The 13,551-nt window shown below is 63.0% G+C and carries 12 protein-coding genes; 8 read left to right on the top strand and 4 right to left on the bottom strand.

Annotated features, from left to right (window positions below):
- Positions 1 to 37: 37 nt before the first annotated feature.
- The gene (locus NKI49_RS07705) at positions 38 to 541 is read right to left on the bottom strand and encodes a SixA phosphatase family protein (RefSeq protein ID WP_352599199.1); all 504 of its coding nucleotides are present in this window, start codon (positions 539 to 541) and stop codon (positions 38 to 40) included.
- A gap of 332 nt (positions 542 to 873) precedes the next feature.
- On the opposite strand from NKI49_RS07705, the gene dksA reads away from it, so the two are divergent.
- Complete coding sequence (gene dksA, locus NKI49_RS07700) at positions 874 to 1,290, top strand: RNA polymerase-binding protein DksA (protein ID WP_352599201.1); 417 nt, start codon at positions 874 to 876, stop codon at positions 1,288 to 1,290.
- A 194-nt stretch (positions 1,291 to 1,484) separates the two neighbouring features.
- Here the strand turns inward: dksA and NKI49_RS07695 are convergent, their stop codons facing one another.
- Complete coding sequence (locus NKI49_RS07695; protein ID WP_502899488.1) at positions 1,485 to 2,237, bottom strand: hypothetical protein; 753 nt, start codon at positions 2,235 to 2,237, stop codon at positions 1,485 to 1,487.
- A 247-nt stretch (positions 2,238 to 2,484) separates the two neighbouring features.
- Between NKI49_RS07695 and cckA the strand changes: the two genes are divergently transcribed.
- The gene (gene cckA / locus NKI49_RS07690) at positions 2,485 to 5,061 is read left to right on the top strand and encodes a cell cycle histidine kinase CckA (protein WP_352599205.1); all 2,577 of its coding nucleotides are present in this window, start codon (positions 2,485 to 2,487) and stop codon (positions 5,059 to 5,061) included.
- A gap of 109 nt (positions 5,062 to 5,170) precedes the next feature.
- On the opposite strand, the gene NKI49_RS07685 is transcribed toward cckA, so the two are convergent.
- Positions 5,171 to 5,584 (bottom strand): hypothetical protein, encoded by a 414-nt coding sequence (locus NKI49_RS07685; protein ID WP_352599207.1) that lies wholly within the window; start codon positions 5,582 to 5,584, stop codon positions 5,171 to 5,173.
- A gap of 312 nt (positions 5,585 to 5,896) precedes the next feature.
- Here NKI49_RS07685 and urtA point away from each other — a divergent pair, with 312 nt between their 5' ends.
- The 6 genes from urtA (at position 5,897) to NKI49_RS07655 (ending at position 12,140) form a co-directional block, all read left to right on the top strand.
- On the top strand, positions 5,897 to 7,207 hold the full coding sequence (urtA, locus tag NKI49_RS07680) for an urea ABC transporter substrate-binding protein (RefSeq protein ID WP_352599209.1): 1,311 nt from the start codon (positions 5,897 to 5,899) through the stop codon (positions 7,205 to 7,207).
- A 125-nt stretch (positions 7,208 to 7,332) separates the two neighbouring features.
- Complete coding sequence (gene urtB, locus NKI49_RS07675; RefSeq protein WP_352599211.1) at positions 7,333 to 8,949, top strand: urea ABC transporter permease subunit UrtB; 1,617 nt, start codon at positions 7,333 to 7,335, stop codon at positions 8,947 to 8,949.
- Positions 8,946 to 10,184: an urea ABC transporter permease subunit UrtC gene (gene urtC / locus NKI49_RS07670; protein ID WP_352599214.1), complete on the top strand. Its 1,239-nt coding sequence runs from the start codon at positions 8,946 to 8,948 to the stop codon at positions 10,182 to 10,184. Before urtB ends, urtC begins: the two co-directional genes overlap by 4 nt.
- Positions 10,185 to 10,190: 6 nt before the next feature.
- Positions 10,191 to 10,937, top strand: coding sequence for an urea ABC transporter ATP-binding protein UrtD (urtD, locus tag NKI49_RS07665; protein WP_352599216.1), 747 nt, complete (start codon positions 10,191 to 10,193; stop codon positions 10,935 to 10,937).
- A gap of 69 nt (positions 10,938 to 11,006) precedes the next feature.
- Positions 11,007 to 11,702: an urea ABC transporter ATP-binding subunit UrtE gene (gene urtE, locus NKI49_RS07660; RefSeq protein WP_352599218.1), complete on the top strand. Its 696-nt coding sequence runs from the start codon at positions 11,007 to 11,009 to the stop codon at positions 11,700 to 11,702.
- Between the two features lie 261 nt (positions 11,703 to 11,963).
- The gene (locus NKI49_RS07655; protein WP_352599220.1) at positions 11,964 to 12,140 is read left to right on the top strand and encodes a hypothetical protein; all 177 of its coding nucleotides are present in this window, start codon (positions 11,964 to 11,966) and stop codon (positions 12,138 to 12,140) included.
- 212 nt (positions 12,141 to 12,352) lie between these two features.
- On the opposite strand, the gene NKI49_RS07650 is transcribed toward NKI49_RS07655, so the two are convergent.
- Positions 12,353 to 13,498 (bottom strand): GGDEF domain-containing protein, encoded by a 1,146-nt coding sequence (locus tag NKI49_RS07650; protein ID WP_352599222.1) that lies wholly within the window; start codon positions 13,496 to 13,498, stop codon positions 12,353 to 12,355.
- Positions 13,499 to 13,551 lie beyond the last annotated feature (53 nt).

Raw genomic sequence — 13,551 nt, 5'->3', positions numbered from 1 at the left:
CTGGAGCCCGGCTTTGAAATGGCGCCGGGAATTGACATCAGAGATCGGCCGGCGTCAGGAAGGCTTCGAGATAGCCGGTGCCCTGGGAGGCCTTCGCCAGATCGCCTTCGAATCGGATGACGGCCAGGCCAGCGGTCGGAAAGCCGTGATTGAGCATGGCCCGCGCCGTCTCGTCGCCGTCGCCCGAAACCGCCATGGCGAGATCCTCCGTCATCGGATTGTGGCCGATGACCAGCAATGAACCGGGTCCGCCGTGGTCGCGGATGAGGCGGAGATAGCCGCCGGCGTCTTCACTGTAGAGCGTGTCGAAGAACAGCACCTTGCCTGTGTCGGTCTCCCCGGCCAAGCCTTCGAGCGTCTCCTTGGCGCGTCTGGCATTGGAGCACAGCGTCAGGTCCGGCACATAGACGCGTGAGCGCATGGCCGCTCCCATCCTCTCGGCTTCGGCGCGGCCGGATGCATCGAGCGGGCGATCGAAATCACGCATGCCGGGCAGCGCCCAACCGGCCCTGGCGTGTCTCAGAAGATAAAGCCTGCTCACCCAACCTCCAACGACGACCAGGGCCGAAACCGCCCGGCGATTAGCCACGAGAACTGGTTCGCGCACAATGGTTCTTGCTCCCGAGAGCCTCGAATCATGGACGCCGGCGAGAAAAGAGGTAATCGCGCAGGGATGCGCAAATTCCGACCGTCTTTTGCAAAGCACGGCTCGCAGCATCACAAGATTTGGCGTGTAGGGACTTGGCCGCGTCCCTTTAAACAGCCCCGCGGCCGCAGATTAACAATTGCGTGACCCGGCGGCTAATTGCGCTTGTGCGGGCGTCGGACCGCGAATATATAGGCGCGGAATTTGGGGCTGTTTGGGTGAGTCGAATGAACGATGCCGTTACCGCCGATTACGTACCCTCCGAAGACGAGCCGTTCATGAACGAGCGGCAGAAATCTTACTTCCGCCTGAAGCTCGTCACCTGGAAGAGCGACATATTGCGCGAAGCGCGCGAAACCCTCGAAATCCTGCAGCAGGAAAACGCCAACCATCCCGATCTCGCCGATCGCGCCTCTTCGGAAACAGACCGCGCCATCGAGCTCAGGGCCCGCGACCGTCAGCGGAAACTTATCGCAAAGATCGATTCGGCGCTGCAGCGCATCGACGAAGGCACCTACGGCTATTGCGAGGAAACCGGCGAGCCGATCGCGCTGAAGCGGCTCGATGCCCGTCCGATCGCTACCTTGTCGATCGAAGCGCAGGAGCGGCATGAACGCCGCGAAAAAGTCTATCGCGACGACTGACGCGTCGTTTCTGGCTCGCGTTCAAGCCGGTTGCAGCGATATTGGTATCAAAATGGCCGGGAAACCCGGCCATTTTTGCGTGACGCATCGATCCACGCGCGGAATCACATTCGCCGAATTCGAACTGTTTGGCGCCGAATTTGAACTGTCCGGCACTGAATTCGAACTGTCTGGTGAGGCGGCTCCCGAACCGATCATCTCTTCTGGCTGGAGAGTTCGCCCAGAAGCCTGGTCATCTCATCGTCGAGCGATGGCGGCGTCTTGGCCGCCGGGCTGTTTGCCGGACCGCCGGAATGGTTTTGGTCCAGTGAAACCTCGAGTTCCTGCATCAGCGCGTCGTCGACGCTGTCCTGCTTGGGCGTCGGCGGCGGCGTGTGCCTCACGGAATTGGCGTTGGCGGAGCCATAGGCAGGCAACGGCGTGACATTCGTCGGCTGATAGCTGTGCGGCGCGGGCTTCGGCGCCGGCGCCGGCGGCGGTGCCGCAGGGCGCGGGCGTGCAGGCGGCGGCGCCGCGTTCACCGGTTGTGGAGCCGGCGCCTGTCTTGCCGGCGCCGGAGCAGGCTGAGGCGCACGCGGCCTTGCCGCCGGGGCGGCTGCGGCCGGAACGGGCTGCAAGCCGCTGTCTCCGGTCAGTGCCGGACGGCGCGGCGCGGCAAGACGGATATCGCGTTCGACGACGACGTCCGTCGGGCCGCCGATCAGAAGCAGGTGTTCGATATCGTCGCGGCGCACCAGCACCAGCCGGCGATGGCTATCGACGGCGGTGGCGTCCATGACCGCCAGGCGTGTCTTGCGGTTCCTGCCGCCGGCGACAAAGGTGCCGAAAGTCAGGTTGCGGACGAGCTTGACGATGACGAGAACGATGACCAGCAGGATCAGCGCGGCGAAGGTCCACAGGAGCGCCGCGGCATAACCGGGACCAGCTACGCTATCCAGCCATTGCAGCATTGGTTCCCCCTGATCGGTTTGGAAAGAGAGGCGACACTAGACCGTTGCGGCGTGCGACCGCAAGTTGCCTTTCACGCTTCGTGAACAGCTTGAAACACTCGAAGGCCGGCAGACATCATTTTTATCTGACATTTGCCACGCGGGCCTTTTCCGGACCGGGAGAATATGATTCAACCCGGTTGGGGTGGGTGCCGGCGCAATTGGGGCGAGTGCCAGAACACCGGACTTCACGAGCAGGGGGCACATGGCCAAGGAAGTGCGCGGCGATTTCTATCCGGTACCGATCGTCGATCAGAACACGCGACCGGGCGCGGTCACCCGGCTCATCATCTTCATCATCGTCCTGACAGGGGCCGCGGTCGTCTTCGGCATTTTCCGCGAGCGCCTCGGCGATCCTTTCCTGCTCGGCATGCTCGGCGTGCTGGCGATGATCGGCGTCGGCTTCCTGTTCGCGACCGCGATCGGCTTCGTGCAGATCACGCCTCGCTCGACCGGTGACGAATTGTCGAAGGCATTCGTCGATTCGATGTCGCAGGGCCTCCTCGTCACGGATACCAAGGGGCGCGTCGTCTACGCCAACCGCGCCTATGCCGACATGACCGGAGCCTCTTCGGCCGCCGACCTGAAGACCGTCGAAGGCTTGCTTTCGGACGTGCCTGAAGCCTCCGTGACCATCTACCGGCTGGCATCCGGCCTGCGCGACGGCCAGCCAGGCGACGGCGAGTTCCGGCTGGCGCAGTCCATCCGGCCCGGGGCCGAGCCCGGCGCCCGCTGGTATCGCGCCCGTGCCCGTGCCTTCAACATTCCGGGCCAACGCCTGCCGATGCTGGCTTGGCAACTCGCCGATATTTCGCAGGAGCGAGCCGAACAGGAGCGCTTCTTCCTCGATTTGCAGAAAGCCATCGATCACCTCGATCACGCTCCGGCTGGCTTCTTTTCCGCCGACCAGGACGGCCGCGTCACCTATATCAACGCCACGCTCGCCGAATGGCTGGGCATCGATCTCGCCAGCTTCACGCCAGGCGCCGTGACCTTGCCGGATATCGTCGCCGGCGACGGCATGGCGCTGGTGCGCTCGGTCAAGGCCGATCCCGGCACGACCCGCAACGCGGTCATCGATCTCGACCTGACGACGATGACGGGCGAGGCGCTGCCGGTGCGCTTCATGCACCGCGTTTCGGCCAGCCGCGAAGGCATTGGCGGCCCGACGCGCACGATCGTGCTCAATCGCACGCAAGGCGAGGATGCCTCGGCCGATCTGCGCGCCTCGGAGGTGCGCTTCACCCGCTTCTTCAATTCGACGCCGATGGCGATCGCCGGCGTCGATGCCAGCGGGCGCATCCTGCGCACCAACGCGCCGTTCCTGTCGCTGTTTTCCTCGGTCGTCGACCGGGATGCCGTGGATCGCCGCGTGCGGCTCGATACGGTGATCCATGAACGCGACCGGCCGGCCTTTGCCGCGGCATTCGAAAAGGCACGGCAGCGGCAGGCCGATATCGAGCCGATCGACACGCTGCTGCCCGGCAATGAAGAGCGGCACATCCGTTTCTATGTCAACGCCGTCGCCGACGGCACCGGCGGCGAGGGCGCCGAGGAGTCGGCCATCGTCTACGCCGTCGACACGACCGAACAGAAAGCGCTTGAAGGCCAGATGGCCCAGAGCCAGAAAATGCAGGCGGTCGGCCAGCTTGCCGGCGGCATCGCCCACGACTTCAACAATGTCCTGACCGCCATCATCATGGCGTCGGACCTGCTTTTGACCAACCACCGGCCGTCGGACCCGTCCTTCCCCGACATCATGAACATCAAGCAGAACGCCAACCGGGCGGCGTCGCTGGTGCGGCAGTTGCTGGCCTTCTCGCGCAAGCAGACGCTGCGGCCGGAAGTGCTCAACCTGACCGACGTGCTCGCCGATCTCAGGATGCTGCTTGCCCGCCTGGTCGGCAACGACATCAAGCTGAAGATCGACCATGGCCGCGACCTGTGGCCGGTCAAGGTCGATATCGGGCAGTTCGAGCAGGTGGTGGTCAATCTGGCGGTCAATGCGCGCGACGCGATGCCGGCCGGCGGCGATCTCACCGTGCGCACCCGCAACGTGACCGCCGAGGAGTGCAAGACCTTCCCCTACCGCGAACTCGCCGCGGCAGACTATGTCGTGGCCGAAGTCGAGGATACCGGAAGCGGTATCGCGCCGGACGTGCTGAAGAAGATATTCGAGCCGTTCTTCACCACTAAGGAAGTCGGCAAGGGCACGGGCCTTGGCCTGTCCATGGTCTACGGCATCATCAAGCAGACCGGCGGCTTCATTTTCTGCGATTCCGAGGTCGGCAAAGGGACCGTTTTCCGCATCTTCCTGCCGCGTCACATCGCTGAGGCGAAAAAGGCCAGCGAAGCCGGTGAAGCGCCGGCCGCGGCGCCGGTCAAGCCGGCCGATACCGCCAAGGACCTGTCCGGGTCGGCCACGGTGCTGTTGGTCGAGGACGAGGATGCCGTGCGCATGGGCGGCATGCGGGCACTGATCTCGCGCGGCTATACCGTGCACGAGGCATCTTCGGGCGTCGAGGCACTGGAAGTGTTCGAAGCGCTCGGCGGCAAAGTCGATATCGTCGTTTCGGACGTGGTGATGCCGGAAATGGACGGGCCGACGCTGCTCGGCGAACTGCGCAAGCGCCAGCCCGACATCAAATTCGTTTTCGTGTCCGGCTATGCCGAGGACGCATTCGCCAGGAACCTCCCTGCGGACGCGCATTTCGGCTTCCTGCCGAAGCCGTTTTCGCTCAAGCAGCTGGCGACCATCGTCAAGGATGTGCTTGAATCCTAGAAATCACTGATCAGGCCGTTTCCCGCTTCGGCGCCATCCGGCCTTCCATGCCCTGCCGATTGCCGGAGCGGAACCCGACGAGGTTCCGCGTCTTCTTTTTCTCGGCGTCTCAGTTCTTCGTACAAGTCGAGGCGGTGAAGGCGCCGTCGGGCTGCTTCATGATGATGTCGAAGGAGGGCGGGTTCTGGCCATCCAGCGTTGCCTGGGTCAGCGAGAGCGAGTTGCCGCCGGTGGTATAGCCGCCGAGCGGTCCCAGCCATGAGATCACGCCGTTTGCGTCCATCTGGTAGTTGTAACCCTGCCGTGCCGCCCCAAACGTGACTGGGCCGCTATAGACATTTCCCTTGATGGTGATGTCGCCGAGACTGAGGAACATGCCGAGCAAGTAGACTTCGCAGTGATAGGTGCCGTCGGGCATCTTTCCGTCACTGAAGTCGGCGCGTGCATCGCCGGTCGCTGTCGTCGGAAGCAGGATGCCAAGAGCAATGCGGGCAATAGAAAGGCGGGAAATCCAGGATGCCATGACGTCGTCCGGTTGAACGGCGAGCTTGCCCTATTTCTGTGCCTTGCCGCAACATTTGTCATTTGCGACCCGAGGAGTCGGGTCAAAATCTAGGCACCGGAAAAATTTGTACGAAAATTAGGCATAAGCGGTGTGTGCTGCGCAAATTTCCCGCAATCGATTCTTGACCGGACCTCTTTCTTTATGTGTTGCTAATATTCAAGCCTTTGATTGCGTTCGATTATCTGCCTCGAAGACGCGTTGGATCGGCAGTTGGCATGGGGGTTGCTTCGTATTGTTGCGATGCAATCAACCAGTTTGGGAGTGTTAGGCATGAGGGGTAATTTCTTGACAATAACAAAAATGTTTTCGGCTGGCGTGGTCGCCGCCAGCCTGATGGTGTCCGCTCCCGCCAAGGCGGCCGAGGACACGATCAAGGTCGGCATCCTCCATTCGCTGTCGGGGACCATGGCGATTTCGGAGACGACGCTGAAGGACGCCATGCTGATGCTCATCGACGAGCAGAACGCCAAGGGCGGCTTGCTCGGCAAGAAGCTCGAAGCCGTCGTCGTCGATCCGGCTTCCAACTGGCCGCTATTCGCCGAAAAGGCGCGCGAGCTGATCTCCAAGGACAAGGTGGCGGCCGTGTTCGGCTGCTGGACCTCGGTGTCGCGCAAATCGGTGCTGCCGGTGTTCTCCGAACTCGACAATATCCTGTTCTATCCCGTCCAGTATGAGGGCGAGGAAAGCGAGCGCAACGTGTTCTACACCGGTGCGGCGCCGAACCAGCAGGCCATTCCGGCCGTCGACTATCTGATGAGCGAGGACGGCGGTTCGGTGAAGCGTTGGGTGCTCGAGGGCACCGACTACGTCTATCCGCGCACCACCAACAAGATCCTCGAAGCTTACCTGAAGGCCAAGGGCGTCGCGGCCGAGGATATCCAGGTCAACTACACGCCGTTCGGCTTCTCCGACTGGCAGACCGAAGTCTCGGCAATCAAGAAGTTCGGCTCGGCCGGCAAGAAGACCGCCGTCGTCTCGACGGTCAATGGCGACGCCAATGTGCCGTTCTACAAGGAACTCGGCAACCAGGGCATCAAGGCCGAGGACATCCCGGTCATGGCGTTCTCGGTCGGCGAGGAAGAGCTTGCCGGTCTCGACACCGCGCCGCTGGTCGGCCATCTCGCCGCCTGGAACTATTTCGAGAGCATCGATACGCCCGAGAACAAGAAGTTCATCGCCGACTGGCACAAGTTCATCAAGAACGACAAGCGCACCACCAACGATCCGATGGAAGCCCACTATATCGGCTTCAACATGTGGGTGAAGGCGGTCGAGAAGGCCGGCACCACCGATCCGGACAAGGTCATCGATGCGATGGTCGGCGTTTCCGTGCCGAACCTGACCGGCGGCTATTCGACCATGATGCCGAACCACCACATCACCAAGCCGGTGCTGATCGGTGAAATCCAGGCCGACGGCCAGTTCGAGACGGTTTCGCGCACGCCGGGCCTGGTGATGGGCGATGAGTGGTCCGACTATCTGCCCGATTCCAAGGACCTGATCTCCGATTGGCGCGCGCCTTTGTCCTGCGGCAACTTCAATGTCGCCACCGGCAAGTGCGGCGGCAAAGGCACGAACTGATCCTCCCGGTCTGACCGGGCCGTGGCCGCGACGCCACGGCCCGGGACCGCAAGCGCTTCGGGCGGGCTTCCTCCTCCAAGCCCGCCCGGGCGCGAAATCAACAGCCCCGGAGCTACCCGAAGCCGATGACATCGATTCGCATGATTGGCCTGATGCTGGTGTTGCTGCTGGCGACACTTTTGCCGTCGAATGCCAATGAAGCCGATCTGCGCGCCATCGTCGCCAAGTTCGCCACGGCCACCGGGTTTTCCGCCACGGGAGCCGTGGTTCACGAACTGGCCGCCACCGGCGATCCCGCCGTCGAACGGCCGCTATCGGCGCTTGCCGACGGCAACCTCTATGTCCGCAAGGCCGATTCCCTGGTGTTCGTCGGCAAGGAAGCCGGCGAAAGCGTCGAGCTTTTCGACCCGCTGAGCGGCGAAGCGTCCGGCGAAGCGGCTAAGGACGGTATCACCAAGATCAAGGTCAACAACACTTTGCGGCGCGTCATCCGCGATGCACTGGGTACGCTGACGCTCGGCGCCAAGGATCCGGCCGCGCGCATCGCCGCCGCCGATACAATGTTCAAGACGCCGGATGCCTCAAACATCGAGCCGCTCGACACGGCGATCGCCAACGAGACGGTCGCGAGCGTCAAGGCCTTGCTCGAACAGGCCCGCGCCGCCTCCGTGCTGGTCTCCGACCGGCCGGACGCAGACAAGCTCGCCGCGGTGGCGCTGATCGGCGCAAGGGGCGACCGCGACGCGGTTTCGCTGCTCACCTCGGTCGAGGCGAACGCCTCGGGCGTCGTGAAGGAAGCCGTGACGGCGGCTATCGCCAACATCAATTCGACGCTGGCATTCTGGGATGCCGGCCAGAACATCTGGTACGGCATTTCGCTCGGCTCGGTGCTGCTGCTTGCCGCTATCGGCCTTGCCATCACCTTCGGCGTCATGGGCGTGATCAACATGGCGCATGGCGAGATGGTCATGCTCGGCGCCTATACGACCTTCGTCGTCCAGCAGGTGATCCGCACTTCCTTTCCAGGCTTGTTCGACTGGTCGCTGGTCATCGCGCTGCCGCTGGCCTTCCTGGTCTCAGCCCTCGTTGGTCTCATCATCGAGCGCGGCGTCATCCGTTTTCTCTACGGACGCCCATTGGAAACGCTGCTGGCGACATGGGGCGTCTCGCTGATCCTGCAGCAGGCCGTGCGCAGCATTTTTGGGCCGACCAACCAGGAGGTCGGCAATCCCTCCTGGATGTCGGGTTCGTTCGACGTCGGCCAGTTGGCCATCACCTGGAACCGTCTCTGGATCCTGGTCTTCGCGCTCAGTGTCTTCGCCGTGCTGCTCTATGTGATGAAGCGCACGCCCTGGGGCCTGCAAATGCGCGCCGTCACCGCCAACCGGCGCATGGCCGCTTCGATGGGCATCAGGACGCCCTGGGTCGACGCGCTGACCTTCGCGCTCGGATCCGGCATTGCCGGCATCGCCGGCGTCGCGCTCAGCCAGATCGACAACGTCTCGCCCAATCTCGGCCGCGGCTACATCATCGATAGCTTCATGGTCGTCGTCTTCGGCGGTGTCGGCAATCTGTGGGGCACGCTGGTCGGCGCCTTCTCGCTCGGTATCGTCAACAAATTCCTCGAGCCCTATGCCGGCGCCGTGCTCGGCAAGATCGTCGTGCTGGTTTTGATCATCCTGTTCATCCAGAAGCGCCCGCGCGGCCTGTTCGCGCTCAAGGGCAGGGCGGTGGAAGCATGATGTCAGGACGCTTCTTCGCCACCGGCGCGGACCGCCGCATCGCCATCACCATCCTCATCCTGCTGGCGGCGGCCATCATCGTGCCGCTGCTCAACCTGGCCGTTTCGCCGGCCAGCGCGTTCTACATCCCGTCCTACATCGTGGCGCTGACCGGCAAGTATCTCTGCTATGCGTTGCTGGCGCTCGCGCTCGACCTCGTCTGGGGCTATTGCGGCATCCTTTCGCTCGGCCACGGCGCCTTCTTCGCGCTCGGCGGCTATGCGATGGGCATGTATCTGATGCGCCAGATCGGCTCGCGGGGCGTCTACGGCAACCCGATCCTGCCAGACTTCATGGTGTTCCTGAACTACAAGCAGTTGCCGTGGTTCTGGACCGGTTTCGACCATTTCTGGTTCGCCGCCATCATGGTGCTTGCGGTGCCGGGCCTGCTCGCCTTCGTCTTTGGCTGGTTCGCTTTCCGCAGCCGCGTCACCGGCGTCTATCTCTCGATCATCACCCAGGCGATGACCTATGCGCTGCTGCTGGCCTTTTTCCGCAACGACATGGGGTTCGGCGGCAATAATGGCCTGACCGATTTCAAGGATATACTGGGCTTCAACGTACAGGCCGATGCGACGCGTTCGGCCCTGTTCGCCGCCAGCGCGGTGATCCTGGCACTCGCGGTCTTCATCACCTGGGCGATCGTCGGTTCGAAATACGGCAAGCTGCTTATGGCCGTGCGTGACGCCGAGAGCCGCACACGCTTCCTCGGCTGGCGGGCGGAAAATGTGAAACTGTTCGCCTTCACCGTCTCGGCCGTCATGGCCGGCATTGCCGGCGCGCTTTACGTGCCGCAGGTCGGCATCATCAATCCGGGCGAGTTCGAACCGTCCAATTCGATCGAGGTGGTGATCTGGGCTGCCGTCGGTGGACGCGGCACCATTGTCGGGCCGATTGTCGGCGCGCTGCTGGTCAATGCCGGCAAATCCTGGTTCACCGGCGTGCTGCCGGAATTCTGGCTGTTTGCACTGGGCGGCATGTTCGTCGCCGTCACGCTGTTCCTGCCGAAGGGCATCATCGGCATGTGGGATTCCTGGCGCGGCAACGCCAGGGCGTTGCGTGCGGCTTCGCTGGCCGAGGAGGCTGGCACCGATCCTGAGATGCCGCCGCCGCCGCCGCGGAAGATCGTTCGCAGCGCGGCGACAAAGCCGGGTGAATGGTCTTCGTCCAGCCCCGAACCGCAGCCGGCGGAGTGAGCGACCATGTCGAAGTCGAACACCATCCTTTATCTCGACGGCGTCTCGGTTTCTTTCGATGGCTTCCGCGCCATCAACAATTTGTCGCTGGTGCTCGACAAGGGTGAGATGCGCGCCATCATCGGTCCCAACGGCGCCGGCAAGACGACGATGATGGACATCGTTACCGGCAAGACGCGGCCCGACGAGGGCGAAGTGTTCTTCGACGGTCAGGTGGATCTCACCAAGCATGACGAGGCCGAGATCGCCATGATGGGCATCGGCCGCAAATTCCAGAAGCCGACCGTGTTCGAAAGCCACACGATCGAGGAAAACCTGATGCTGGCACTGAAGGGGCCGCGCTCGATTTTCCCGGCGCTGTTCCACCGCCGCTCGGCTGCGGAGGCGCGGCAGATCGACGACATTCTCGGCATCATCCGGCTCGGCGACAAGCGCGAAGAAATGGCCGCCAATCTCAGCCATGGCCAGAAGCAGTGGCTCGAGATCGGCATGCTGCTCGCGCAGGATCCGAAGCTGCTGCTGGTGGACGAGCCGGTCGCCGGCATGACCGATGCCGAAACCGAGGAAACGGCGCGGCTGCTCAAGGACATAGCGCGCGACCATTCGGTCATCGTCGTCGAGCACGACATGCATTTCGTGCGCGAGCTCGGCGTCAAGGTCACCTGCCTGCACGAGGGCTCGGTGCTGTCCGAAGGCACACTCGATTTCGTTTCGGCCGACGAGCGCGTCGTCGAAGTCTATCTGGGGAGATGAGCATGGTCTGGCGGGTTCAATTCCATCGCTTCGATCTGTCTTTTCTCAGGTTCTGGAGAAGGCGCTGACATGCTCGAAGTTTCCGATGCCACGCTCCACTACGGCGCCGCCCAGGCGCTGCGCGGCGTGTCGCTGAAGGCGGGTGCCGGCAAGATCACTTGCGTGCTCGGCCGCAACGGCGTCGGCAAGACCAGTTTGATGAGATCGATCGTCGGCCACCACCGGCTGACGAGCGGAAGCGTTGCCTTCGAGGGGAAGGCGCTCGACCGGAGCGCGGCGTATGATCGCGCCCGGTCGGGCATCGCATTCGTGCCGCAGGGCAGGGAGATTTTTCCCTTGCTTACCGTACGCGAGAACCTGGAATCGGGCTTCGCGCCTTTGAAGCGCGTCGACCGCAACGTGCCGGCGCATGTGTTCGAGCTGTTTCCCGTGCTGAAGCAGATGCTGGGCCGCCGCGGCGGCGATCTTTCCGGCGGCCAGCAACAGCAGCTCGCGATCGGCAGGGCGCTGGTGATGCGGCCGAAGCTGCTGGTGCTCGACGAGCCGACGGAAGGGATACAGCCGTCGATCATCAAGGACATAGGCCGCGCCATCCGCTATCTGCGCGACCAGGCCGGCATTGCCGTGCTTTTGGTCGAGCAATATCTGGATTTCTGCCGCGAGCTCGCCGACGAGGTCAACATCATGGACCGTGGCCTGATCGTCCATACCGGGCCGGCGGAAGATCTGGACCGTGCCGATGTCAGGAAATTCCTGACGGTGTAGAATCGGCGCTGGGCTTCAGGTGGATCCGAAGTCGCTGGCACAATATTTCCGACCCAACCATCCGCGTCTCTGGTGCACCCGGGGCTGCATGCTAATCTTTTCCTGGCTTTTGTGAGTCGGCCGCTTCCGTATCAGTCTGGTTTATCGCAGATCGAGGGACGCGGGCCCGGGCGGGCAAGTTCCGCGCAAGCATGCATTCCTAGCTTCCCTCTGCGATCTCTGTCGTTCAACGCGTTTGGGCACACAGGCTAAGGGACAGCCATGGAACGTTACGTCGAGGACTACCAGAAACGGCGGCTCACGGAGCGCGTCGACATCATCACCGCCATCAACATCCTGAGATCCCAAGGGTACGACCGCGACGAACTGATCGAGGAAATCACCAAGGTCTTTTACGTCGATCTCGATACCTTCAATGAAATCGTCTTGGCGGCATAAGCCGCCCTCGTTGCTCTCGACCACAGGCGGGGCATTGCGGGTCGCTATCGACTCCGTCGTGCCCGGGCCGCCCGCTCGCGCGCCGCTTCCCTGGGAAAAGCTCCCACGATTCCGACGGACCCGATGAGCTTCATAGTCGCGTACGAGGCGCCGTCAGCGCGTCGTCCATGCGAAGGTTCGTTCGATGACCTTTCGTGTTCTGGGCGACAGCATCAGCCTGCGCGCCGGAATGGAGAGACGCGGTTGCGGCCACCGCGCTTGGCGGCATAGAGCGCCTTGTCGGCGGCGCTGAGCACCTTGTCGAAGTTGAGGCCTTCCTTGCTGCCGAAGGCATACCCGGCGCTGACCGTGCATGTCAGGGATCCCGCTTCGGTTTCGATGCGGCGCGCCGCGAACGAGGTCCGTATGGCTTCGGCGGTATTCTCCACCGTTTCGGGCAAGGTCCGCTTCAACACAAGCGCGAATTCCTCCCCGCCCATGCGTGCGGCAATGTCGGCTGGGCGAAGATTGCAGGCGAGCTCCCTGGCGAACACCCTCAACACCTCGTCGCCAGTCGCGTGGCCGAATTCGTCGTTGATGGCCTTGAAACTGTCGAGGTCGAACACGACTACCGCGGTGAAGGCGCCGACCGGAGAATCGCCGAAAAGGTCGAACAGCGCACGGCGGTTGAGCAGGCCGGTCAACGGATCGGTCAGGGCGTTGCGGCGGTGATGTCTGGCCAGGCGGCCCTGGTTGAGGGCCAGCGACAGCGCGCCGATGCCCGTCATCGAGGCAATGACGACGACAAGGCTCAAATCCTCGGCCCAGTTGCTCGGCGCATGGCCGAGGATCAGCTTGCCATCCCAGGCCAGGACAGCGGCGCACAGCAGGAAAGATAGGGCGGTGGCGGAATAGAGGGCCGCGGCACCGATCGTCAGGGCAGGGGCCTCGGCGCGGCCTTTCCAGTATTCGGTGGCCGTGGCGAACAGAAGCAGCGCGGCGAACAGATTCTCGAACATGAAGCCGAGCCCGTCATAGCCAAGCGCCATCGGCGGCAGCGCCACCGCAAGCGAAATGCCGCTGCCGATCAGGATCCTGGGGATTGGCGAGCCGCCGCTTCTGAACTGGTAGGAGGCACCAAGCATCATCGAGAAGCTGACCAGCAGCAGAGCGAAGGTGGCCATGCCGAGGATACGCCCGGGCGTGTCGATGTAGGCGTCGTAGGTGAAGATATCGCAGACCACCAGCAATGCGCTGATCGCCCATGTCAGCAGGAATTTGTCGGTGCGCGCGGTCAGCCACGTTCCGAACAACGTCAGGCTCAGGCAGGCAGCGGAAAAACCAACTGCCAGCAGAAGTGAGTTGTAGTCGAGCGACATGCCCCTCGTCCTTGCCCGCGGCGGCCTCTGCAACCTAGCGTGGCTGGATTCAT

This window comes from Mesorhizobium sp. M0587 (assembly GCF_040320945.1).
GTDB lineage: Bacteria > Pseudomonadota > Alphaproteobacteria > Rhizobiales > Rhizobiaceae > Mesorhizobium.
The sequence above is the reverse complement of the archived record's forward strand: the minus strand, read 5'-3'. Positions and strand labels throughout refer to the sequence as shown.

Bases quoted from the DNA above. Each gene is read 5' to 3' on its own strand.
- NKI49_RS07650 (WP_352599222.1), bottom strand. From the start codon at position 13,498: ATGTCGCTCGACTACAACTCACTTCTGCTGGCAGTTGGTTTTTCCGCT.
- dksA (WP_352599201.1), top strand. From the start codon at position 874: ATGAACGATGCCGTTACCGCCGATTACGTACCCTCCGAAGACGAGCCG.
- urtA (WP_352599209.1), top strand. From the start codon at position 5,897: ATGAGGGGTAATTTCTTGACAATAACAAAAATGTTTTCGGCTGGCGTG.
- urtE (WP_352599218.1), top strand. From the start codon at position 11,007: ATGCTCGAAGTTTCCGATGCCACGCTCCACTACGGCGCCGCCCAGGCG.
- NKI49_RS07685 (WP_352599207.1), bottom strand. From the start codon at position 5,584: ATGGCATCCTGGATTTCCCGCCTTTCTATTGCCCGCATTGCTCTTGGC.
- urtD (WP_352599216.1), top strand. From the start codon at position 10,191: ATGTCGAAGTCGAACACCATCCTTTATCTCGACGGCGTCTCGGTTTCT.
- urtC (WP_352599214.1), top strand. From the start codon at position 8,946: ATGATGTCAGGACGCTTCTTCGCCACCGGCGCGGACCGCCGCATCGCC.
- cckA (WP_352599205.1), top strand. From the start codon at position 2,485: ATGGCCAAGGAAGTGCGCGGCGATTTCTATCCGGTACCGATCGTCGAT.
- urtB (WP_352599211.1), top strand. From the start codon at position 7,333: ATGACATCGATTCGCATGATTGGCCTGATGCTGGTGTTGCTGCTGGCG.
- NKI49_RS07655 (WP_352599220.1), top strand. From the start codon at position 11,964: ATGGAACGTTACGTCGAGGACTACCAGAAACGGCGGCTCACGGAGCGC.